The organism is Streptomyces sp. NPDC021093 (assembly GCF_044333135.1).
Taxonomy (GTDB): Bacteria; Actinomycetota; Actinomycetes; order Streptomycetales; family Streptomycetaceae; genus Streptomyces.
Map to the genome: position 1 here is coordinate 411,565 of NZ_JBIRQJ010000008.1, position 23,243 is coordinate 434,807.

The 23,243-nt window shown below is 72.2% G+C and carries 17 protein-coding genes and 3 riboswitches; of the genes, 12 read left to right on the forward strand and 5 right to left on the reverse strand.

The genetic code is table 11. From position 1 onward, the window contains the following. Positions 1 to 91 precede the first annotated feature (91 nt). From ACH4SP_RS26755 to ACH4SP_RS26780, 6 genes are all read left to right on the forward strand, one after another. The gene (locus ACH4SP_RS26755; RefSeq protein WP_398418163.1) at positions 92 to 475 is read left to right on the forward strand and encodes a hypothetical protein; all 384 of its coding nucleotides are present in this window, start codon (positions 92 to 94) and stop codon (positions 473 to 475) included. Positions 476 to 586: 111 nt separating this feature from the next. Next, on the forward strand, positions 587 to 1,141 hold the full coding sequence (locus ACH4SP_RS26760) for a DoxX family protein (RefSeq protein ID WP_398418165.1): 555 nt from the start codon (positions 587 to 589) through the stop codon (positions 1,139 to 1,141). A 505-nt stretch (positions 1,142 to 1,646) separates the two neighbouring features. Then, positions 1,647 to 3,155, forward strand: a complete 1,509-nt coding sequence (locus ACH4SP_RS26765; RefSeq protein ID WP_398418167.1) for a xanthine dehydrogenase small subunit — start codon at positions 1,647 to 1,649, stop codon at positions 3,153 to 3,155. Beyond that, positions 3,152 to 5,614 (forward strand): xanthine dehydrogenase molybdopterin binding subunit, encoded by a 2,463-nt coding sequence (gene xdhB, locus ACH4SP_RS26770; protein WP_398418169.1) that lies wholly within the window; start codon positions 3,152 to 3,154, stop codon positions 5,612 to 5,614. The genes ACH4SP_RS26765 and xdhB overlap by 4 nt, the downstream gene beginning before the upstream one ends. Position 5,615: 1 nt before the next feature. After that, on the forward strand, positions 5,616 to 6,425 hold the full coding sequence (xdhC, locus tag ACH4SP_RS26775) for a xanthine dehydrogenase accessory protein XdhC (RefSeq protein WP_398418170.1): 810 nt from the start codon (positions 5,616 to 5,618) through the stop codon (positions 6,423 to 6,425). A 112-nt stretch (positions 6,426 to 6,537) separates the two neighbouring features. Then, positions 6,538 to 7,548: an alpha/beta hydrolase gene (locus tag ACH4SP_RS26780; RefSeq protein ID WP_398418172.1), complete on the forward strand. Its 1,011-nt coding sequence runs from the start codon at positions 6,538 to 6,540 to the stop codon at positions 7,546 to 7,548. Between the two features lie 24 nt (positions 7,549 to 7,572). Here the strand turns inward: ACH4SP_RS26780 and ACH4SP_RS26785 are convergent, their stop codons facing one another. From ACH4SP_RS26785 to ACH4SP_RS26805, 5 genes are read right to left on the reverse strand one after another with little or no spacing between them, the layout of a single operon-like run. Beyond that, positions 7,573 to 8,400, reverse strand: a complete 828-nt coding sequence (locus tag ACH4SP_RS26785; RefSeq protein ID WP_398418174.1) for an ECF transporter S component — start codon at positions 8,398 to 8,400, stop codon at positions 7,573 to 7,575. Further along, on the reverse strand, positions 8,397 to 10,088 hold the full coding sequence (locus tag ACH4SP_RS26790) for an ABC transporter ATP-binding protein (RefSeq protein ID WP_398418176.1): 1,692 nt from the start codon (positions 10,086 to 10,088) through the stop codon (positions 8,397 to 8,399). The genes ACH4SP_RS26785 and ACH4SP_RS26790 overlap by 4 nt, the downstream gene beginning before the upstream one ends. Then, entirely contained in the window at positions 10,085 to 11,335 is a 1,251-nt protein-coding gene (locus tag ACH4SP_RS26795; RefSeq protein ID WP_398418178.1) for an energy-coupling factor transporter transmembrane component T, read from the reverse strand. The genes ACH4SP_RS26790 and ACH4SP_RS26795 overlap by 4 nt, the downstream gene beginning before the upstream one ends. Positions 11,336 to 11,339: 4 nt before the next feature. Then, on the reverse strand, positions 11,340 to 12,338 hold the full coding sequence (locus tag ACH4SP_RS26800) for a hypothetical protein (RefSeq protein ID WP_398418180.1): 999 nt from the start codon (positions 12,336 to 12,338) through the stop codon (positions 11,340 to 11,342). Beyond that, complete coding sequence (locus tag ACH4SP_RS26805; RefSeq protein WP_398418385.1) at positions 12,335 to 15,391, reverse strand: prenyltransferase/squalene oxidase repeat-containing protein; 3,057 nt, start codon at positions 15,389 to 15,391, stop codon at positions 12,335 to 12,337. The genes ACH4SP_RS26800 and ACH4SP_RS26805 overlap by 4 nt, the downstream gene beginning before the upstream one ends. A gap of 258 nt (positions 15,392 to 15,649) precedes the next feature. Further along, positions 15,650 to 15,784: riboswitch (cobalamin riboswitch) on the reverse strand. A gap of 60 nt (positions 15,785 to 15,844) precedes the next feature. After that, positions 15,845 to 15,923: riboswitch (cobalamin riboswitch) on the forward strand. Between the two features lie 128 nt (positions 15,924 to 16,051). On the opposite strand from ACH4SP_RS26805, the gene ACH4SP_RS26810 reads away from it, so the two are divergent. The 6 genes from ACH4SP_RS26810 (at position 16,052) to mmsB (ending at position 23,191) form a co-directional block, all read left to right on the forward strand. Further along, positions 16,052 to 17,500, forward strand: coding sequence for a hypothetical protein (locus ACH4SP_RS26810; protein WP_398418182.1), 1,449 nt, complete (start codon positions 16,052 to 16,054; stop codon positions 17,498 to 17,500). Between the two features lie 64 nt (positions 17,501 to 17,564). Beyond that, positions 17,565 to 18,038 carry a PPOX class F420-dependent oxidoreductase gene (locus ACH4SP_RS26815; protein WP_398418387.1) on the forward strand — a complete coding sequence of 158 codons (474 nt, stop codon included), beginning with the start codon at positions 17,565 to 17,567 and terminating at the stop codon, positions 18,036 to 18,038. An 87-nt stretch (positions 18,039 to 18,125) separates the two neighbouring features. Beyond that, a riboswitch (cobalamin riboswitch) is annotated at positions 18,126 to 18,304 on the forward strand. Between the two features lie 228 nt (positions 18,305 to 18,532). Then, a complete protein-coding gene (locus tag ACH4SP_RS26820; protein ID WP_398418183.1) occupies positions 18,533 to 20,032 on the forward strand; it encodes a CoA-acylating methylmalonate-semialdehyde dehydrogenase in 1,500 nt (499 codons plus the stop codon). Continuing rightward, positions 20,029 to 21,207: an acyl-CoA dehydrogenase family protein gene (locus ACH4SP_RS26825; RefSeq protein ID WP_398418185.1), complete on the forward strand. Its 1,179-nt coding sequence runs from the start codon at positions 20,029 to 20,031 to the stop codon at positions 21,205 to 21,207. Before ACH4SP_RS26820 ends, ACH4SP_RS26825 begins: the two co-directional genes overlap by 4 nt. Next, on the forward strand, positions 21,204 to 22,271 hold the full coding sequence (locus ACH4SP_RS26830) for an enoyl-CoA hydratase/isomerase family protein (RefSeq protein WP_398418186.1): 1,068 nt from the start codon (positions 21,204 to 21,206) through the stop codon (positions 22,269 to 22,271). Before ACH4SP_RS26825 ends, ACH4SP_RS26830 begins: the two co-directional genes overlap by 4 nt. Beyond that, positions 22,268 to 23,191: a 3-hydroxyisobutyrate dehydrogenase gene (gene mmsB, locus ACH4SP_RS26835; protein ID WP_398418188.1), complete on the forward strand. Its 924-nt coding sequence runs from the start codon at positions 22,268 to 22,270 to the stop codon at positions 23,189 to 23,191. The genes ACH4SP_RS26830 and mmsB overlap by 4 nt, the downstream gene beginning before the upstream one ends. Positions 23,192 to 23,243: the final 52 nt, after the last annotated feature.

Below are 23,243 nucleotides of genomic sequence, written 5' to 3' on the forward strand. Positions count from 1 at the left end.
CCCTGCGGGCAGCGGCCGCGTCAGCGTGCGCCGACGTGGCTCAAACGGCTCCTGCGCCCGGCACGGGCGCCGCCCTAACATCGGTCGGAACATGACGACGCGGCTGATGCGACCCCGGGGCGGCACCGTCCGCACGGTCCTGCTCACCCTCGTCTTCCTCTTCCTCGTTCCGCTGTTCGGCGTCGAAGGGCCCGCGGACTCCGTCTCCGCCAGGCCCGTGAGCGAGCGCAGCGCGACCGCCTTCGTCCCCAGCACTCAGGCGGACTCCCGCGACGAGGGCCGGGGCTGCCACGAGGGGCAGCCGGGGGACTCGCACGGCGCCGTGGCGCCCTGCCCCGAACAGCCGACGTCGCACATCCCCAGGGCGACACACGCACCGCCGGGGCCCCAGGACGACTCCCTGGGCCTGCCCGGTGCGTCGCCCCCGGACATCACGTCGGTCGACCTGTACAGAATCCAGATCATCAGAACGTAGACGGGTCTCTCCACCCGCGATCTGCCGACAGCGCCGTACCGGGCCGTCGGCAGCACCAGGCTGCGCTTCCACCGGCAGCTCACCACACCCCTCACGTACAGGAGAGACACCATGTCCGCTTCCACCAGCACACGCACCACCGTGCACACCGATACCGCCTCCCTCTCCGCGCCCTCGCAGTCCGGCAGGGACCTCGGGCTCCTGCTGCTGCGCTGGGCGGTCGGCCTGACCATCGCCGCCCACGGAACCCAGAAGCTCTTCGGCTGGTTCGGCGGCGGCGGCCTCGACGGCACCGCCGGATTCTTCGAGGGCAGCGGCTACGCGGCCCCGCAGACCATGGCGCTGGTCGCCGGACTCACCGAGACCCTGGCCGGCCTTGGCCTGGTCATCGGCCTGCTCACCCCGCTCGCCGGGGCGGGCGTCGTGGGCATCATGCTCAACGCCATCGCGGTGAAGTGGGGCAGCGGCTTCTTCAACCCCACCGGCATCGAGTACGACCTGCTGCTCCTCGTCGCGGCCGCGAGCCTGGCACTGACCGGGCCCGGCAGGCTCGCGGCCGACCGGCTCCTGCCCGTACTGCGCGCACACCGGCTCTCCTACGGCCTCGCAGCCGTGGCGCTCGGCGCCGTCTCGGCCGGCATCGTCCTGGTGGCCCTGCGCGGCTGAGGCACACCCGTCACAGGACAGAGGGTCTCCCCGCGCCGACCGGCGCGGGGAGACCCTCTGTCGTGGTGCGGACGGGCCGCCGCCGGCCCGTGCCCCGGGACGGGAATCCGTCCGTACCCCTGGGACGGGAATCCGTCCGGATACCGAAAGGGCGAGGTCAAACTCTTGACCCCTGTGGTCCGAGCCACTAATTTGCGGTAAACGTCGGCCCACACTTACCGGAAGGAGGCGACCAGCAGATGTACACCAGCTCTGACCTCGGTCGCCTCGCCCAGTGCACAGCCTGGGTTCCGGGCCGGATCGCGCACGGCTGCTGAGTACGCCGTAGCTGATGTGCCCCTCTGTGGCACATTCCAGGATTTCCCTCACCACATCTCCCGGCACGCCGCTGTCGCGTGCCGCTTGGCGCCCGTTCTTCTCACGTGGCGCGTCCGAGCACAGAGAGCTGCCTGAAATTGGCGAATATGATGAATCCATACATCGCGCACCGAAACGAAGGCCTGTCATGGTAGCGGCGCGGATCACGGTCAACGGGAAAGAAACACCGATTTCACCCGTTGCACCCCACACCACTGTGCTGGATCTCCTGCGCGAGCGGGGTCTCACCGGGACCAAGGAGGGCTGCGCCGAGGGCGAGTGCGGCGCCTGTTCGGTGCTGGTGGCCCGCCCCGGGGTGAACAAGCCCACCGACTGGGTCGCGGTCAACGCCTGCCTGGTCCCGGCCGCTGCGCTCGACGGTCAGGAGGTCATCACCTCCGAGGGCCTCGCCACCGTCGGCGAACCCGGCACACCGGCGACCCTGCACCCCGTGCAGGAGGAGATGGCGGTCCGCGGCGGCTCCCAGTGCGGCTACTGCACGCCGGGATTCATCTGCAGCATGGCCTCGGAGTACTACCGGCCCGACCGCTGCGCGCACGGCGGGACGGACGCGTCCGACGCCGGGCACGCCGACGCCGAGCATGCCGACGCCGGGCATGCCGACGCCGAGCACGGCCCCAACGGCTTCGACCTGCACGCGCTGAGCGGAAACCTGTGCCGATGTACGGGCTACCGCCCCATCCGCGACGCCGCGTACGCCGTCGGCGAGCCCGCCGAGGACGACCCGCTCGCCCAGCGCCGCGAGCAGGCCCCGCCGGAGCCGGTGGCCACCTCGTACACCCAGGGCGACAGCACCTTCCTGCGCCCCGCCACCCTCGACGAGGCCGTCCAGCTGCTGCGCGACCGCCCCGAAGCGGTCCTGGTCGCCGGGAGCACCGACTACGGCGTCGAGGTCAACATCCGCTCGCGCCGCGACAACTGCGTCGTCGCGATCGACCGCCTCCCGGAGCTGCGGGAGATCCGCGTCGAGTCCGAGTACCTCGAAATCGGCGCGGCGCTCACGCTCACCGAGATCGAGCGCCGGCTCGACGGCGCCGTACCGCTGCTGGCGGAGCTGTTCCCGCAGTTCGCCTCCCGGCTGATCCGCAACGGCGCCACCCTCGGCGGCAACCTCGGCACCGGCTCCCCCATCGGGGACAGCCCGCCGGTGCTGCTCGCGCTGGAGGCGTCCCTGGTCCTCACCGACGCCGACGGCGAGCGCGTCGTCCCGCTGGCCGACTACTTCACCGGGTACCGGCAGAGCGTGCGCCGCCCCGGCGAGCTGATCCGCGCGGTGCGCGTCCCGACGCCGCTGTCGCGGGTCACCGCCTTCCACAAGATCGCCAAGCGGCGCTTCGACGACATCTCCAGCGTCGCCGTCGCCTTCGCGCTCGACATCGAGGACGGCATCGTCCGCAGGGCGCGCATCGGTCTGGGCGGCGTCGCCGCCACCCCGATCCGCTCGCTGGCGACCGAGGCGGCCCTGGAGGGCAAGCCCTGGTCCAAGGAGACCGTCGAGGCCGCGGCCCGCGTGCTGCGCGGCGAGGGAACGCCGATGAGCGACCACCGCGCCAGCTCCCTCTACCGTTCCGCGATGCTCGGCCAGAGCCTGCACAAGCTGTACGCACAGACCTCTGAGGCGGTGCCGTCGTCATGAGCCATCTTTCCGACATCCCCGAGAAGCCCGTGGTCGGCATCCCGATGCCGCACGAGAGCGCCACCCTGCACGTCACCGGTGCCGCGCTCTACACGGACGACCTGATCCACCGGACCAAGGACGTCCTGCACGCCTACCCGGTCCAGGTCATGAAGGCCCACGGCAGGATCACCGCGCTGCGCACCGAGCCCGCGCTCGCCGTGCCCGGTGTGGTCCGCGTGCTGACCGGCGTCGACGTGCCCGGCGTGAACGACGCCGGCATGAAGCACGACGAGCCGCTCTTCCCCGACGAGGTCATGTTCCACGGCCACGCGGTCGCCTGGGTACTGGGCGAGACCCTGGAAGCGGCCCGCCTGGGCGCCGCGGCCGTCGAGGTGGAGCTCGACGAGCTGCCCGCGATCGTCACCGTGCAGGAGGCGATCGACACCGAGAGCTTCCACGGCGCCCGTCCGCTGATGGAGACCGGTGACACCGACGCCGGATTCGCCGACTCCGCGCACGTGTTCACCGGCGAGTTCACCTTCGCCGGGCAGGAGCACTTCTACCTGGAGACGCACGCGGCGCTGGCCCTGGTCGACGAGAACGGGCAGCTGTTCATCCAGAGCAGCACCCAGCACCCGTCGGAGACCCAGGAGATCGTCTCGCACGTGCTCGGCGTCCCGTCGCACGAGGTGACCGTGCAGTGCCTGCGGATGGGCGGCGGCTTCGGCGGCAAAGAGATGCAGCCGCACGGGTTCGCGGCCGTCGCCGCGCTCGGCGCCAAGCTCACCGGCCGACCGGTCCGGTTCCGGCTCAACCGGACCCAGGACCTCACCATGTCCGGCAAGCGGCACGGGTTCCACTCCTCGTGGAAGATCGGCTTCGACGCCGAGGGCCGCATCCAGGCCCTGGACGCCACGCTGACCGCCGACGGCGGCTGGAGCCTGGACCTGTCCGAGCCGGTGCTCGCCCGCGCGCTGTGCCACATCGACAACACGTACTGGATCCCGAACGCGCGGGTCGCCGGCCGCATCGCCAAGACCAACACGGTCTCCAACACGGCGTTCCGCGGCTTCGGCGGCCCCCAGGGCATGCTGGTGATCGAGGACATCCTGGGCCGCGTCGCGCCGCTGCTCGGCCTGGACCCGATGGAGCTGCGGGAGCGCAACTTCTACCGGCCGGGCCAGGGCCAGACGACGCCGTACGGCCAGCTGGTCACGCAGGCCGACCGGATCTCCGGCGTCTGGGAGCAGGTGAAGAAGGACGGCGGCATCGCCGACCGCAAGCGCGAGATCGCCGCGTTCAACGCCGCACACCCGCACACCAAGCGGGCAGTGGCGCTCACCGGCATCAAGTTCGGCATCTCGTTCAACCTCACCGCCTTCAACCAGGGCGGCGCGCTGGTGCTGATCTACAAGGACGGCTCCGTCCTGATCAACCACGGCGGCACCGAGATGGGCCAGGGCCTGCACACCAAGATGATGCAGGTGGCCGCGACGACCCTGGGCATCCCGCTGCACAAGGTGCGCCTCGCTCCCACGCGTACCGACAAGGTGCCCAACACCTCCGCCACCGCCGCCAGTTCGGGTGCGGACCTGAACGGCGGAGCGATCAAGAACGCCTGCGAGCAGCTGCGCGAGCGGCTGCAGCAGGTGGCCGGTTCCCAGCTGGGCGGGAACGCCTCGGACGTACGCATCGTCGAGGGCGTCGCCCGGGTCCTGGGCAGCGACAGGGAGCTGGCCTGGGACGACCTGGTGCGCACCGCCTACTTCCAGCGGGTCCAGCTCTCGGCGGCCGGTTTCTACCGGACCGAGGGACTGCACTGGGACGCGAAGAGTTTCCGCGGCACGCCGTTCAAGTACTTCGCCAACGGCGCCGCCGCGACCGAGGTCGAGGTGGACGGCTTCACCGGCGCGTACCGGATCCGGCGCGTGGACATCGTGCACGACGTCGGCGACAGCCTCTCCCCGCTGATCGACATCGGCCAGGTCGAGGGCGGCTTCGTGCAGGGCGCGGGCTGGCTGACGCTGGAGGACCTGCGCTGGGACACCAGTGAAGGACCCCACCGCGGCCGGCTCCAGACCCAGGCGGCGAGCACGTACAAGCTGCCGAGCTTCTCCGAGATGCCCGAGGAGTTCCACGTCACGCTGATGGAGAACGCCACCGAGGAAGGCGCGGTGTTCGGGTCCAAGGCGGTCGGCGAGCCTCCCCTCATGCTGGCGTTCTCGGTGCGCGAGGCGCTGCGGCAGGCCGCCGCCGCGTTCGGGCCGAGCGGAGTCAGCGTGGAACTGGCCTCGCCCGCGACGCCGGAGGCGGTGTACTGGGCGATCGAGGAGGCCCGCCAGGGTGGTGCCTCCCGGAACGGTCAGGTCCACCACGGGGCCGCTGTCAACGGCCACGCCGGAAACGGGGTCGCCGCCGGCGCGGACACCGCCGACGGCAGGGTCCTGGCCGACGCAAAAGCGTTGAACGGTGCCTGACATGACGTGGGTCGCCGCGGTCGCACGGTTGCGAGCACGCCGGGAGTCCGGGGTGCTGGTGACCGTCGCGACCGTGCGCGGCCACGCCCCGCGCGACGCCGGAGCGAAACTGGTGGTGGGGCAGACCCGGGCGTGGGGCTCGATCGGCGGCGGCAATGTCGAGGCCGTCGCGATCGACCGGGCCCGGGAGATGATCGCCGCGCACAAGCCGGATCCGGAGCTGATCGATTTCGCCCTGAACGACAAGGTGACCCATCAGCACGGCGTGCAGTGCTGCGGCGGCACGGTGCAGGTGCTGCTCGAACCGCTGCCGGTGGTAAGGGCGGTGGCGATCTTCGGTGTCGGGCACGTCGGTCTAGAGCTGGCGCGCATCCTGGCACGTCAGGACCTCGACCTCCATCTGATCGACACCCGGGCCGAGATCCTCGCCGAGGAACGGCTCGACGTGCTGGCCGACGCGGCGGCACAGGTGCATGTGCACCACACGCCGCTGCTGCCCGAGGAGGTGCTGGAGGAACTGCCGCGCGGCACCCACGTCCTGATCATGACCCATGACCACGCCGAGGACGCCGCCCTGTGCGACGCCGCCCTGCGCACCAGCCATCTCGGCTCCATCGGACTGATCGGGTCGGCGGCCAAGTGGGTGCGGTTCCGCAAGCGCCTCGCCACCGAGGGCGGTCACGACGAGGCCACCATCAGCCGCATCAAGACCCCGATCGGACTGGCGGACATCACCGGCAAGGAACCGGCGACGATTGCGGTGAGCGTCGCTGCCGATCTGCTGCGCGTCTTCGAGGCCGAGGGCGGCTGACTCTCCCTCCCCCCGGTCGACAGGGTGTCCCGAGCTCGTGCGCGCGCACCTGCACGGGGCACCCTTCTCGTGTCCGCCTTCTCGTGTCCGGCGGTGTGATTGGCTACGCCGTATGGGTCATGGACGAGACTTCCCCGCGCCGCGGACAGCGCCCCCTTTCGACCCCGAACTCGACGTCGTACTAAGGGCGTTGAACAAGGAGTCGAGGGAGCCGATCACTCCGGAGAACCTCGGGGCCAGGCAGCGGCGGGACGCGTCGGCCCGGCCCAGGCCGACGGCCGGGGAACTCCGTGGCGACGGCCGCTTCGAGGTGGCGGAACTCTGTGTGCCGGGGCCGCCGGGCGGACCGGACGTCACGCTGGTGAGCGCGCGGCCGGCCGGGCTCGACGGTCCGCTGCCGCTGCTGTACTACATGCATGGCGGCGCGATGGTCATGGGCAACGCGTGGTCCGTGCTGCCGCGGATCCTCCGCGAGTGGGTCCTCCCGCTGGGAATGGCCGTCCTCTCGGTCGAGTACCGGCTGGCGCCGCGGGTGCGGTACCCGGAGCCGCTGGAGGACTGCTACGCAGGACTCGTCTGGGCGGCCGGGCACGCGGCCGAACTGGGCATCGACGCGGACCGCATCGTCATCGGAGGGAAGAGCGCCGGTGGCGGGCTCGCCGCCGCCCTCGCCCTGCTGGCCCGCGACCGCGGCGGTCCCGGGGTGATGGGGCAGCTGCTGCTGTGCCCGATGCTCGACGACCGCGGCAGCACCTTCTCCAGCCGCCAGATGTCGGGCCTCGGCGTGTGGGACCTCACCTCCCACGAGACCGTCTGGAAGGCACTGCTCGGTGACCGTTACGGTGCCGAGGACCTGCCGCCCTACGCGGCCCCCTCCCGTGCCGCTGACCTCTCCGGACTTCCCCCGGCGTACATCGAGGTCGGGTCGGCCGAGATGTTCCGGGACGAGGACACGGCGTACGCGCAGGCGATCTGGCAGGCCGGCGGCCGGGCCGAACTGCATGTGTGGCCCGGTGCCTACCACGGCTTCGACGGCATGGCACCGAAGGCCGCCCTCAGCCGTGACGCACGTGACGCGCGCACCCGCTGGCTCCGGCGCCTCCTCGCGCAGGCCGGCGGCTGATGCGGTCAAGGGCGCTTCAGAGCTTCAGGACTTGAAGAAGCGGACCGGGGCCTGGAAGCGGGCCTTGCGGGCGGCGCGCCGGAGCGTGGTCAGTACGGCCGGGCCCGCGAGCAGGACACAGACGAGGTTGGTGACGGCGCGGCCGGTGTCCCAGCCGAGCGAGGTCGCCAGGTCGAAGGCGAGATAGCGGTGGAACTGCTCGGTGAAGGGCAGCCCCGGCAGATAGGCGATCGAGCTGTTCGGATCGAGGGAGAAGGGCCAGAAGGACAGGTTGAGGAGGAAGCCGAAGAGGTAGCCCGACAGGGAGCCGTAGACCGCGAGCATGAGGACCTCGCGGCGGCCGGTGGCCTTCGGGAGGAGCCCCGCGAGCATGCCCACGAAGGCACAGCCGAACATCTGGTACGGCATCCAGGGCCCCACCCCGCCCGTGATCAGCGCGGACGCGAACAGCGACGTACAGCCCAGGGTGAAGCCGAACCCGGGGCCGTAGACGCGTCCGGCCAGCACGAGGAGGAAGAAGACCGTCTCGATGCCCGCGGTACCGGCGCCGAGCGGGCGCAGGGCGGCGTTGACTGCGGACAGCACCCCCAGCATGGCGAGGGCCTTGGAGCTGATGCCGCCCTCGGCGATCTCGGAGATCACCACGCACAGCACGACCACGAGCAGCGCGCCGAAGATCAGCGGAGGGGTGTAGCTCGCGCCGAACTTCCCCGGTGCGACGAGGAAGGGCCAGAAGAAGGCGACGATCCCGAGGAACGCGGCCATGGCGATGACCAGTCCTGCACGGCGGGAGAGCCGGATGGCGCTCGGAGTCCCGGGCAGGGGCGGGGGCAGGGCCGGGGGCAGGGTCATGCGTGCGCTCCGGACAGTACGGCCTCGACCTGGCCGACCGTCAGATACGGCAGCGGCGCCAGGATCTTGGCGGTCTGCGGGGCGAATACGGGGGAGGCCAGGACGACTTCTCCGGTCACCCCGTCGGCGACGATGTCGCCCTCGGCCATCACCACCACCCGGTCCGCGGCGCGTGCCACGAACTCCACGTCATGGGTGGAGATCACGACCGCGTGTCCCTCGGCCGCCAATCCGTCGACGATGACGGCCAGTTGACTCTTGGCGCGGTAGTCGAGGCCCCGGGTCGGCTCGTCCAGGAGCAGGACCCGCGGGGCCGCCGCGAGCTGGATCGCCAGCACCAGGGCCAGCTTCTGCCCCTCGGAGAGGTCGCGGGGGTGAGTGGTGTCGGGGATGCCGGGGGCGATCCGGTCCAGGAGGGCGCGGGCGGAGGTGCGCGCGGGCGGTCCCGACGAGGCGAACGGTCGCGGCGGTGCGAACGCCCCCGACGGTGCGGATTCGGCGTCGGCCTGGTCCAGCTCCTGCTTGACGCTCTCCAGGTACAGCAGGTCCGTCGGCGTCTGCGGCACCAGGCCGACCAGCTGCCGTGCCTCGGCCGCGGGGAGCTTCTGCGGATCCCGCCCCTTTCCGCTGCCGTCGTCGGCCGAACGCACCTTCACCGAACCGGCCCTGCGCGGCCCCGACCCCTGAAGCGCCCACAGCAGGGAGGACTTGCCGGAGCCGTTGCGCCCCATCAGCGCGGTGACGTCGCCTCCGCGCAGCCGGAGATCGACCTCGCGGACCGCGGGAACGCCTTGGTACGTCACCGTGATCCCGTGCGCGGTGAGGAGTTCGGGCCGGTCGGCCGAGGGGGCGGGGCGGGCCGGCGGGGGAGCGGCCCGGGCCAGCCGGTCGCGCAACGGTACGGCGGCCCTGCGTGCGTCGCGTACGGACAGCGGCAGCGGCAACCACCGGGCGGCGCGCCCGAGTTCGACGATCGGCGGTGCGACCGACGCGTCGCGGAACACCTCGGCGGGCGCGCCCGCGACGACCCGGCCGTCACCCGGCAGATGGATCACGCGGTCGGCGTACTGCACGACGCGCTCCAGGCGGTGCTCGGCGAGGAGGACGGTGACGCCGAGGTCGTGCACGAGACGGGTCACGGCGGCCAGGACCTCCTCGGCGGCCGTCGGGTCCAGGGCCGAAGTGGGCTCGTCGAGCACGAGCACGCGTGGGTGTGCGGTGAGCACCGAGCCGATGGCGACGCGCTGTTGCTGCCCGCCGGAGAGCTCGTGCAGCGCCCGGTGGCGGAGGTCGGCGAGTCCGAGGAGGTCGAGGGTCTCCTCGACGCGCTTGCGCATGGTGGCCGGTGGCACGGCCAACTGCTCCATCGCGTAGGCGAGTTCCTCCTCGACGGTGTCGGTGACGAAGCCGTCGATCGGATCCTGGCCCACCACTCCGACCACGTCGGCGAGTTCGCGCGGCGGATGGTCGGCCGTGTCGCGGCCGTCGACCGTCACGCGCCCGAAGAGGGTGCCGCCGGTGAAGTGCGGGACGAGTCCGTTCACGGCCCCCAGGAGCGTGGACTTGCCGACTCCCGTGTGCCCGACCACGACGCAGAGTTCCCCCTCGTCCACGGTCAGGTTCACGTCCCGGAGCACCGGCTGCGCCGAGTCCTCGTACTGGACGGTGACCTGGTCGAAAGTGATCACGTGGATTCCTCGGTGCGCTGTGCGGGGGCTTGTACGGGGAGCTGTACGGGGGCTTGTGCGGGGGCTCGTACGGGGAGGGGGCCGGGGAAGGAGGGCGGCGTCGGCGGCGGTGCCAGGAATCCGGCGGCCCCCGCGAGCAGGACCGCCCCCGCGGGGACGAGCGGCAGCGTCGGCCAACTCAGCGGATAGATGGACGGGTTGAGCTCGGCGGCGTTGAACCCGGCGTTGCTGAACAGCAGCGCAGCGGACAGTACTCCGCACCCCGCCACCGCCCACTCGGCGAACCGCCACGGGTCCGGCCGGTACGTCGTCCGGGTCACCCGGCGCCCGCCGAGCCGCAGCCCCGCGAAGCACAGCACCGCACCCGCCCCCATGGCGGGCAGTCCCAGCAGTCTCGGCGCGGTCGCGTCGAGCAGCCCGTACGCCCCCGCGCACAGCCCGCACATGCCGAGTAGCATGAGCGCGCCGGTCAGCCGGCGGGAGCCACGGGTCGCCGTCCCGGCCCGCCCGTATCCCCGGGAGTCCATGGCGGACGCCAGCCGCAGCGACCGGTCCAGTGCGTCTTCGAGTACGGGGACGACGATGCCCCGCAGCGCGCGCATGCCCTTCGTGCGCCCGGCCCGCAGCCGCCGCGCCCGGTGCACCCGCTGGACGCTGTGCACCAGTTGGGGCGCGACGCTGAGCGACACGGTGACGGCGACGCCCAACTCGTGCAGGGCGCCCGGCAGTACGCGCAGTGCCCGCTTCGGGTTGGCGAGGGTGTTCGCCGCACCGATGCAGCACAGCATGCACGCCAGCCGAAGCCCGTCCGTGGCGGCAGAGAGCAGCGCCTCCAGCGAGACAGGGCCGCCGAGCTGGATGCCCGCGTACCAGTCCGGGGTGGGGATGCGAGGCAGGGAGAAGAGGAAGTGGTCGCGCGGGGTGATGCCGGTGGCGAAGACCGCCCGGAAGACGACCCGGATCGCCACGACCGTGAGCGCGAGATACAGGTAGTACTTGAAGCCGCGCGCCCACGGGGCCTCGGTGCGGCGCACCGTGACCACGTACCCGAGGACGGCGAGGACGAGGAACAGCAGCAGCGGATTGTTGGTGCGGCTGACGGCGGTGGCCAGGGCGAGCGCCCATATCCACCACGCGACCGGATGGAGCGTACGGGGCAGCCGACGGCCGCCCGCGTCGGGTGCGGGACCCGGCGCGGGCGGCTCCTTCGCGGCATCAACTGCCTTGGAAGCAGCAGGACTTCGCACGTGCTTACTCCGCCGCCCGACGGCGGCGCCTGGCCGCGAACACGGCGGCGCCCGCGATCAGCAGCACCAGCGCACCGGTGCCGACGGCGGGCAGGTACGAGCCCACGTCGTGCGCGGCGTCGGCGGCCGGGGCGGCGTCCACGACCTTGGGCCCGGAGGCCGCTGCCGCCGATGGCTTCGGGACGGCGGTGGCGGTGGCCGACGGGGTGGGAGTCGTGGGCGAAGGGGTTGCCGGAGGGGTCGTAGTCGGAGGGGAACTGGTAGGCGGGGGAGGGGTGTTGGGGGTCTGTGGGGGAGGTTGCCGCGGGATCCCCTGCCCTTGCGGCGGCGCGGCGGGCGGCGGCGTGTAGTCCGCCGGAGGGTTCGCCGGAGCCGGTCCCGTGTTGACGCCGGGCGGCAGCGGCGGTGCGGTCCTGGTGTCCTTCGGGACCGGCCTGTTGCCGTTCGTCGGCCGGGCGTTCTTGGCGCGCAGCTGGTCGGGGGTGATCCTGGGTCGGCCCTCGGTGCCCCCGATGTCCGTACCGCCGAAGATCCACAGATCGACGCTGCCGGGCCGCGGCTGGTAGAGCATGGCGCCCAACTGGCTGTACTCCCACGTGTTCTGACCCGGATCGGCGTGCCAGTACGACCAGTAGGCGGAGGCCGGCGGGGTCAGTACGCAGTCGTCCTGTTCCGGCGGCGGGAACTGCTTGCCGCCCAGGTGACCGCTGTAGCCGATGCGGCAGATGAACGCCGGACCGTCGTGGCCGGTACCGGTGGTGGCCCAGCCGCCCTGGTTGAGGAGTTCGTAGCCGGTGGTGGGCGTCGTGCCGCAGGAGCGGTAGACGGGACCGCCCCAGCGGCTGAAGTCCACCGCGAGGACGGCTCCGGAGGAGGTGGTGCACTGGCTCATCGGCTGCGGGGCGGCGTGCGCCGGGCCCGCGGTGGCCGCGAACGCCGCCACCGTCAGACCCAGTGCGGTGGCCGCGCGGGCGAAGGCGCGCGTGAGGACGCCGACGTTCATCGCTGCTCCTCCGCTGCCGCTGCGGTGCGTCGCCTGCGGGCGGTCACGGTGATGCGCCAGCCGCCCAGGACGAGGAGGGCCGCTGCGGCCGCGAGAGCACCGGCCTGCACGCCGGTGGAGGCGAGGGGGCCGTTCGCGGTGGCGCCGCCGGTGGCAGCTCCGGCGGTGCTGCCGGTGTCGACGATGCCGCCCGTGGCGCCGGTGCTTGTCCCGGCTGTGCCGGTGCCCGCGCTGCCGGTGGTGTCGACGATGCCGCCCGTGCCGGATGCGTCGCCGGAGCCGGAGGCTTCGCCCGGGGTGACGATGTTCGTGCCGCCGGTGGTGGTGCTGCCCGCGCCGCTGCTTCCGGAGGCGGAGCCCGCCGTCGTACCGCCGGTGACAGTGCCGGGGCCGCCCGTCGTGGTGCCGGCAGAGGTACCGGCCGAGGTGCCGCTGGAGGTGCCGCCGACCGTCGGGTCCGGCGGGGGAGTCGTACCGTTCAGGTCGCGGTCGATCCTGCCGAAGGAGATGCCGGTCGCACCGCCGACGGCCTGGGTGGAGGCCCGTACGTCCGAACCGCGCTGGCCCTCCTTCGCCACGTTGAAGCCGCCGTCGCCGTTCTGCTGCCCGGCCAGGAACTTGCGCGCCTTGGCGATCTGCGCGCCGTACTTGCCCACGTCCAGGGACAGGCCCTGGACCGCCAGCGCGGCCGAGTTCACCGAGTTGCCCGCGGCGCCCGGGAATCCGCCGTCGGGGAGCTGCTTGGTCGCGATCCAGGCGAGCGCCTTGGCGACGGCCGCCTTCGGCCCGGCGCCTCCGACCAGGTCCATCGTCATCGCGGCCATCGCCGTGGAGTCGACGTCCGAGTCGCCGGTCGCCGGGATCAGGCTCGGCCAGGCGCCCGACGGCTTCTGAAGGCTCGCCAGGTAGGTGGCCGGCGCCTGGGCGGCGGCCTTCTCACCGGCCCGTACCTGCGCCATGAGGGCAAGCGACTGCGAGAAGACCGACGGGGCGTACGTGTAGTTGCCCTTGGCGGCGCAACTGCGGTCCGGCGCCCGGCTCGGTGCCCCGCACACCGCCCTGCCGAGCGCGGCGATCAGGTCCTGGCCGCCGAAGGCCCGCGGGTCGCGGCCCACGGACTGGGCCAGCAGCGCGGTCTTGCCGATCGAACCGCCCGCGGCGTACTTGGTGCCGACGTTGGTCCAGTTGTGGACGGTACGGCCCGCGCCGTCCTTGCCGCCCTTGTCGAGGAAGTCGACGATGCCGCGCAGCCGCGTGTTGTCGAGGCCGGTCGCTGCGAGTGCGTACGCGCCGTCGATGGTGAGGCCGAAGTCGGCCCGGCCGACGCCGCCGCCCGCGTCGTAGTACGCGCCCTTCGTGAGGGTGGCGGCACTGGTGAGGTACGCGACGCCCTTCTTGAGGTCCGGGCCCGCACCGGGCGGAGTGGTCGGCGGACCGGTCGGCGGAGTGGTCGGCGGGTCGGTCGGTGGATTCGTCGGGGGGTTCGTGGGCGGGTCGGTCGGAGGATCGGTGGGCGGGTCGGTCGGCGGGTTCGTGGGCGGATCCGTCGGGGGGTCGGTCGGCGGGTGCGTCGGTTCGGTCTTCTTCGTGGTCAGTGACGCCAGGCTGGTGCCCCGCCCGGCGAGGACCGCGTGCGCCGTCGGGTAGATCTCCGAGGTGGTGGCGCCGTCGAAGCCGATGCCGCCGTCGGCCAGCTGCTGCCGGGACAGCCAGGCGAGGGCCGCGTCCGCGTGGCCGGTGTCGCCGAGGGCGCGCAGGGCCTGCGCCGCGAACACGGTGGTGAAGGGGCTGCCCTCGGTCATGCCCGTGGCGGCCGGGAAACCGCCGTCCGCCAGCTGGGACTTCTTCAGGTACGTACGCGCCTTGGCGACGGCGGCGTCCTGCCCGCCGACCGCCTGCAGGGCCAGCACCACCTGACCGGTGCTCCACGCCTCGGGGTCGCAGTTCTCGCCCGGTCGGATCAGGATGCTGGTGAACCCGCCGTTCTCGCACTGGAGTTGAGTGAGCCGGGCGACCGCTTCGGCGGGCGGAGCCAGCCCCGCGCGCTTCACCGCGAGCAGGGCGAGCGCCTGGCCGTCGGCGTACCCCGCGTACCGGAAGTCGCCCTTGGCGGTGCAACCGGGTGTGGAATCACCGGTGTTGGGGCCGCCCCTGCAGATGTTCCCGGCCAGGTCGCCGGCCAGGTCGTGGCCGCCGAAGTCACGCGGGTCTCCCTCGGTGCTCGCGGCCAGCAGTGCGAGGCGTGCGGCCGCGTTCGCGTCGGGCGCCCGGTACTTGCCCGCCGCGTCCTTGCCCGCCGGATAGGCGTACGCGTCGGTGTGCGCGGCCAGGAAGGCGACCACCTTGTCGAGACCCGCGCTCTTCCCGTCCGCCGCGGCCACGGCGAGGGCGATCTCGGCCGTGAACCAGTGGTTCGGGGCCTCCGCGCCCTCCTCGACGACGCGTTCGCCGTCCGTGAGTCGGCCCTTCAGCCACTTCGCGGCGGCCGTGACATCGACCTTGCCCGGGGGGACGGTCGGCGGCGTACCGGTGGGGTCGGGGTCCGGTGCCGCACCGCCGCCCGCGCGGACCTGGTCCGGGGTGAAGGTGGGCTTCCCTGTGGTGCCGCCGATGTCGGTGCCGCCGAAGACCCAGACGTCGACGTCGCCCGCCTTCGGCCTGCGGTCCATGGCGCCGTACTGGCTGTACGTCCACGTGTTCTGGCCCTGCGACGCGTGCCAGTACGACCAGTAGGCGGTGGCCTGCGGCGTGAGGACGCAGTCCTCCTGCTCCGAAGTCGGGTACTGCTTGCCGGAGTTGTACGAGGCGTGGCCGAGGCGGCAGATGAAGGCGGGGCCGTCGTGCTGGGTTCCCTCGGTGCGGAAACCGGCCTCGTGCAGCAGCTCGTACCCCGTGGTCGGGGTGGCGTCGCAGCCGCGTACGACCTTGCCGCCCCACGGGCCGAAGTCGACCGCGACGACCGCGCCGGTCGTCGCCGTGCACTTGTCGACGGGGTCGGCGGACGCGGGTGAGGAGGTCCCTGTGGCGAAGGCCGCGCCGCCGACGACGAGCAGCAGCGCCGCCAGGAAGGCCGACACGGCTGCGGGCAGGGCGGCCGGCAGGAACGGCGCTCCCAGCGGTCTTCCCGCGCCGGGTATTCGGCCCAACCGGCCACGTCTGCGCGCGAGTCGGCGCTGGTGCTGCTCTGCGGTCCCCACTGCGGCCCCTCGTGTCGGCCGAGCGGGCGCATGCGTGGCCAAAGGGCTTCGCCGGGGCCGTCGAACGCCGAGGTGAAGGCCTGTCGAACCACGCCGTAGTCCGCGACGGCGTCTCTCGTTCATGACTCAACGGGCAGGCATTCCGGCTCACCCGCCACGGGGGCGGGTCCACGGTTGCGGGTCAGCGCCGGAATTCGACCGGCTTCCCCTGCGAGCTGAGCAATAGCAGCCGGAGTGAAGCACGGGGCGCGTGGGAACGTCAAGGTTCTCTGGAACTTGCGGAGTTCGTGTAACGTCCTGCTCCGCCCCAGGGGGAACCCGGTGAGATTCCGGGGCTGACGCGCAGCGGTGTGGGACGGCAGAGTGCCGTTTCCGAGCCCGAATGCCCAGGTGGCACAGCACATTTCGTCAGCCGTACTACGCGATCGGACGGCGGTCGGCGGTTCCCCGGGGCGTCGTACGCCGCCCGGCCGTGGGGACGGGACCGATCGGCGTCCCCCACTCCAGGAGCAGACCGTGCCCCGTCCTCGTACGCCCGGATCCCGTACCGCACCCCGCCGTACCGCCACCCGCCGCGCCGCCTTCGTCGTACCCGTCGCCGCGTTCGGGGCCTTCGCGCTCACCGTGCTGCCCGCCGCGGCCACGTCGACGCCCGCGCAGATCGCCACGTCCAGGACCAACGGCGTCGGATACCTCAAGTCCCTTCAGGGCGCGGACGGTTCGTACGCGGGCTCCGGTCTGTCCAACGAGTGGGCGTTCAGTGCCCTCGCGGCGGCGGGCACCGCGGCCGTCGACGTCGCGCCGGGCGGTGACACCACGAAGAACGCCCGCACCGTCTACCGCAACCTCCTCGCCACCGCCGGCTGGCCGTCGGCCGCGCCGGTCGTCACCGACTACGAGCGCGGCGCCCTCAACGCGTACGCGGCCGGGATCGACCCGGCCCGCGTCTCCGCATCCCGCAACCTCGTCGCGGACATCTACGGCCACTGGCAGAGCGCCGAGCCGGGCTACTTCGGCCAGTCCGGCCTCTACAACGGCACCGCCTTCGCCGCCCTCGCCCTCGGCGGGGCCAGAACCCAGGCCGGCGGCCAGCGCGTGCCGAAGGCCCTGCTCGACTCGATGATCACGCGGATCCGCGCCAACCAGCACCACGACGGCGGCTGGAACTTCAGCAAGGCCGAGGGCGACCCGGACGCCCTCAACTCCGCGAGCGACATCGACATGACGGGCGCCTCGATGGCCGCCCTCTGCGTGTCCGGCGTGGCGAAGACCGACCCGGACATCCTCCGGGCCAAGGCCTTCCTGAAGGGCAAGCTGGTGCTCAGCAGCGGTGCGTTCAACGCCATGTTCGGCGTCAACACCGACTCCAACGGCTGGGCGGTCTCCGGCCTGAACGCCTGCGGCATCGACGCCCAGACCGGTGACTTCCGCACCTCCCTCGGCAAGACCCCGGTCGACTTCCTGATCTCCCAGCAGTTCAACCCGGGCGGCGGCTTCAGGTACCAGCCGGGCGACACCTCCCCGCAGCCGTACGCCTCCATCGACGGGCTGCGCGCGGTCTCGGGCGGCGGCTTCACCACCGCGCCGCCGACCCCGGTGACGGCCGGAGCTCCCCAGTGGGTGGCCGAGTCCGCCTTCACCCCCGGCACCCCGGCCAAGCTGGCACTGACCGTCGACAACGGGACCGGCACCCTCCAGGCCTGCTCGGTCGCCCTCACGCCGACCGGTACGACCGCCACACTGGGCGACGTCCTGAACGCCGCGGCGAGTGCGGCGACCCCGGCGGGCTGTGTCACCGGGGTGACGCCCGCATCCGGCACCGGAGCGATCACCGCCCTCAACGGAACAGCCAATTCCGGCGCCGCCACCTGGAAGGTCAGCCTGGACGGCGCGGCCTTCGCGGGCGCTGCCCGCAACACGGTGATCCACGTGGGGGACACCGTCGCGCTGCGCTTCGGCAGTTGATCAGTACCCGTACTCTCGAAGGAGTCGATGTACCCACCACTGATCGGAGCGCCTGATGCACACCATGACCGAGGAAGAGTGGCGTGCCTTCGTCCTCACCGGCACCCGCACGGGCAAGCTGGCGACCAATCGCAAGGACGGCCGCCCGCACGTCACCCCGGTGTGGTTCCTGATCGACGAGGGCGGTGAAGACGGCGACGGCTGCGAGGCCGGGGGAGCCGAGGGCCGTGCTGACGCACCCCGCATCGTCTTCACCACCTGGCACGAGTCGCTGAAGTGCAAGTCGCTGCTCCGCGAGCCGCGCTTCTCTCTGTGCGTCGACGACCAGACACCGCCCTTCAGCTACGTGATGCTGGAATGCACGGCGGAGTTCACCGAGGATCCGGTCGAACTCCGCACCTGGGCCACCCGCATCGGCAGCCGGTACATGGGCCCGGAGAACGGGGCCGCCTACGGGGAGCGGAACTCCGTCCCCGGCGAGTACCTGGTGCGCGCCAGGGTCGACCGGGTGGTGGCCTTCGGCGGCATCGCCGACTGAGCCGACGGAGCCGACTGAGCAGGCAAAGCCAGCAGTGCCGTAGCGGCCGGGCGCAAGAGAGGGGGTGGACTTACTAGGACGTCCAACTATATGTTCGTGACACAAGGTCCGCGGTGCAGGGAAGCCGGTGTGAATCCGGCACGGTCCCGCCACTGTGACCGGGGAGTGTGCCGTCGTCCCCACGCCACTGGCGAAGTCTGCCGGGAAGGCGGGCGGCACGCGAAGATCCGGGAGTCAGGATACCGGCCGCGGAACGTTCCGTGTTTTCCACGAGGATGGAGCAGACACGCATGGCACCGGTCTCTACACACGACCCTGGTGATCCGGCGGAGCGCGGTCAACTCACCCCGCGCTCATAGGACTTCGAGACTCCCCTTCACCGTCTCGCGGCCCGCTGTCCCACGGCCCGCACCCGGCGGCGCACCCACCCGTGCGCACCCGCCGGGGGCCCGCCGTGCCGTCCCCGGATCTCACCTGACGAGAGCAGGCACACCATGGTCCGTGAACTCAGCCACTTCATCGGCGGCAAGCACACCGTCGGCACCTCCGGCCTCTTCGGCGACGTGTACGACCCCAACACCGGCACCGTCCAGGCCCGCGTCCCCCTCGCGAGCCGCGCCGACACCGAGGCGGCCATTGCCGACGCTGCCAACGCCCAGCAGGAATGGGCAGATTGGAACCCGCAGCGGCGCGCCCGCGTCCTGCTTCGCTTCCTCCAGCTCGTCGAGGAGGAGCGCGACCCGCTGGCCCGGATGTTGTCCGCCGAGCACGGCAAGACGGTCGCCGACGCGCACGGAGACCTCCAACGCGGCCTGGAAGTGGTGGAGTTCGCCGCCGGGATCCCGCACCTCCTCAAGGGCGAGTTCACCGACAACGCGGGCACCGGCATCGATGTGCACTCGCTGCGCTCCCCGATCGGCGTCGTCGCCGGGATCACCCCGTTCAACTTCCCCGCGATGATCCCCCTGTGGAAGGCCGCACCCGCTCTCGCCTGCGGAAACGCATTCATCCTCAAGCCGTCCGAGCGCGACCCGTCCGTACCGCTGCGGCTCGCCGAACTCTTCCTGGAGGCCGGCCTGCCGCCCGGCGTGCTCAACGTCGTCAACGGCGGCAAGGAAGCCGTCGACACCCTCCTGGAGGACCCCCGCGTCGAAGCGCTCGGCTTCGTCGGCTCCACCCCGATCGCCGCGCACATCTACGCCACGGCCGCCGCGCACGGCAAGCGCGCCCAGTGCTTCGGCGGCGCCAAGAACCACATGATCGTGATGCCGGACGCCGACCTCGACCAGGCGGTGGACGCCCTGATCGGTGCCGGATACGGGTCGGCGGGGGAGCGCTGCATGGCGATCTCGGTGGCCGTGCCCGTCGGCGAGGAGACCGCGGACCGGCTCGTCGCCGCACTCAAGGAGCGCATCGCGGCGCTGCGCATCGGTCGCTCCGACGACCCGGACGCCGACTTCGGCCCCCTGGTCAGCAGGGACGCACTCGACCGGGTCCAGCGCTATGTGGGCATCGGCGTCGTCGAAGGAGCCGAACTCGTCGTCGACGGGCGGGACTTCACCCTCCCGGGCCACGAGAACGGGTTCTTCGCCGGAGCCTCCCTCTTCGACCGGGTCTCCCCGCAGATGCGGATCTACCGCGAGGAGATCTTCGGCCCCGTCCTGTGCGTCGTACGCGCCGCCGACTACGAGGAGGCACTGCGCCTGCCCAGCGAGCACCCGTACGGAAACGGCGTCGCGATCTTCACCCGGGACGGCGACACCGCCCGCGACTTCACCCGCCGGGTCAACACCGGCATGGTCGGCGTCAACGTCCCCATCCCGGTCCCCGTCGCCTACCACACCTTCGGCGGCTGGAAGCGGTCCGGCTTCGGCGACCTGAACCAGCACGGCCCGGACGCCATCCGCTTCTACACCCGCACGAAGACCGTCACCTCGCGCTGGCCGTCGGGCGCCAGGGAAGGCGCGAGCTTCACGATCCCGACGATGGGATGAGCGCCGTGCCCACCACCATGTCCAGCACCGCGCCCACTTCGCTCACCGAGGACCAGCAGGCCCTCGTCGAGACCACCCTCGACTTCGCACAGGACCACCTCGCCCCGCACGCCGTCCGCTGGGACCAGGAGAAGCACTTCCCCGTCGACGTGCTGCGCAAGGCCGCCGGGCTCGGACTCGGCGGTGTGTACGTACGGGAGGACGCGGGCGGCAGCGGACTCAGCCGCGCCGACGGAGTCCTGGTCTTCGAAGCCCTCGCCTCCGGCTGCCCGTCCGTCGCCGGCTACCTCTCCATCCACAACATGGTCGCCTGGATGGTCGATTCGTACGGAACCGAGGAGCAGCGCACCCGTCTGCTGCCCCGGCTGTGCACCATGGACGACCTCGGCAGCTACTGCCTCACCGAACCGGGCGCCGGATCCGACGCCGGGGCACTGAGCACCCGCGCGGTCCGGGACGGCGACGACTACGTCCTCACCGGCGTCAAGCAGTTCGTCTCCGGTGCGGGCGCCGCCCAGGTGTACGTCGTCATGGCACGCACCGGCGGGGACGGAACCGACGGGATCTCCGCCTTCCTCGTCGACCGGGACGACCCCGGTCTCTCCTTCGGGGCGAACGAGAAGAAGATGGGCTGGAACGCCCAGCCCACCCGCCAGGTGATCCTCGACGGCGTCCGGATCCCCGCCGACCGACTCCTCGGCCACGAGGGCGACGGCTTCCGGATCGCCATGAGCGGCCTGAACGGCGGCCGCCTCGGCATCGCCGCCTGCTCGCTCGGCGGCGCCCGCACCGCCCTCAACCAGAGCCTGGCCCACCTCGCCGACCGCGAGGCGTTCGGGGCGCGGCTGCTCGACTCGGCGGCCCTGCAGTTCCGCCTCGCCGACATGGCGACCGAACTCACCGCCGCCCGCGCCCTGCTCCACCAGGCAGCCCAGGCCCTGGATCGCCGCGACCCGGCCGCCCCGCAGCTGTGCGCGATGGCCAAGCGCTTCGCCACCGACACCGGCTACTCCGTCGCCGACCGGGCCCTCCAACTCCACGGCGGATACGGCTACTTGACCGAGTACGGCATCGAGAAGATCGTCCGCGACCTGCGGGTCCACCAGATCCTGGAAGGAACCAACGAGATCATGCGCGTCATCGTGGCCCGCGGACTGACGGAGGCGTTCCGGTGAGCGCGGAAGCGGACCTCGTCCTGCGCGGGAGGACCGGACGGGCGGCCTCGCTCCGGCTGAACCGCCCCCGTGCCCTCAATGCCCTGAACCACGCCATGGTGCGGAGCATCGACGAGGCGCTGACGGAGTGGGAGCGTGACCCGGCCGTCAAGACGGTGATCCTCACGGGGGCCGGCGAGCGTGGCCTGTGCGCGGGCGGCGACATCCGCTCCATCCACGAGGACGCCCGCACCGGGGGCAGCGCATCCGCCGCCTTCTGGCGGGACGAGTACCGGCTCAACGCGCGCATCGCCCGCTTCCCCAAGCCGTACGTCGCCGTGATGGACGGCATCGTGATGGGCGGCGGCGTCGGAGTCAGCGCCCACGGCAGCGTCCGCATCGTCACCGAACGCTCCCGCATCGCCATGCCCGAGACCGGCATCGGCTTCGTCCCCGACGTCGGCGGCACCTACCTCCTCGCACTCGCCCCCGGCGAACTCGGCACCCACCTCGCGCTGACCGGCGCGGCGGTGGGCGCTGCCGACGCCCTGCTGTGCGGACTCGCCGACCACTTCGTACCGTACGAGAACCTGCCCCGGCTGCTGGCGGACCTCGCCGTGCGGCCGGTCCACGAGGCTCTCGTGCCGTACGTGCGCGAGGCCCCGCCCGGTGAACTGGCCGGGCACCGCCCGTGGATCGACGCCTGCTACCGCGCGGACACCGTCGAGGAGATCCTCGCCCGGCTGCGCGCGCACGGGGCGCGTGCCGCGGCCGAGGCGGCCGACACCCTGGCCACCAAGTCGCCCACCGCCCTGAAGGTCACGCTCGCCGCACTGCGCCGGGCCCGCGGGCTCGGCCCGCTGGAACGCGTCCTGGAGCAGGAGTACCGGATCTCCTGCGCCGCGCTCGCCTCTCACGACCTGACCGAGGGCATCCGTGCCCAGGTCGTCGACAAGGACCGCCGCCCGCACTGGGCACCGGCCGCTCTGGTCGAGGTCACCGGCGCCGACGTCGAGCGCTACTTCGCACCTCCGCCGGGCGGCGACCTCCGCCTGGCCGCCACCCCACAGGAGATGCCGTGGTGAACAGCACGAACGGGTCCGGCCGAGGCACCCGCACGATCGCCTTCGTCGGCCTCGGCCACATGGGCGGCCCGATGGCAGCCAACCTCGTCGGGGCGGGCCACCGGGTCCTCGGCCACGACCTGGTGCCCGCACTGCTGGACACGGCCGCCGAAGAGGGCGTGGAACCGGCCGGTTCCGTGGCCGAGGCCGCGGCGGCGGCCGACGTGGTCGTCACCATGCTGCCCGCGGGCAAGCACGTCCTGGGCCTCTACCGGGACGAGGGCCTGCTCGCCGCGGCCCGGCCGGGCACCCTCTTCGTCGACTGCTCGACCATCGACGTGGCCGACGCGCGCCATGCCCACAGCGCCGCCGTCGCCGCCGGGATGCGGGCCCTCGACGCCCCGGTGTCCGGCGGGGTCGTCGGCGCCGAGGCCGGCACGCTCACCTTCATGGCGGGCGGCGGCGAGGCGGAGTTCGCCGAGGCCCGGCCGCTCCTGGAAGCCATGGGCAAGAAGGCCGTGCACTGCGGCGGCCCGGGTGCCGGGCAGGCGGCGAAGATCTGCAACAACATGATCCTCGGCATCTCGATGATCGCGGTGAGCGAGGCGTTCGTCCTCGGCGAGAGCCTCGGCCTGTCCCCCCAGGCCCTGTACGACGTGGCCTCCACCGCGTCCGGCCAGTGCTGGGCGCTCTCCGTCAACTGCCCGGTGCCGGGCCCCGTCCCGGCCAGCCCCGCCAACCGCGACTACCGCCCGGGGTTCGCCGCCCCGCTGATGGCCAAGGACCTCGCTCTGGCGGCGAACGCGGCGAGGGCCGGCGGAGTGCCCGCGCAACTCGGCCTGAAGGCGGCGGAGTTGTACGCCGCGTATGCCGAGGAGGCCGGGAAGGACCGCGACTTCTCCGGGATCGTCACCACGCTCAGGACACCGGGGAAGGAATGACCGCCGGGTGGGGGCGCCGCTGCGGGGACAGAGCGGGGCGGCGCTCACGCCG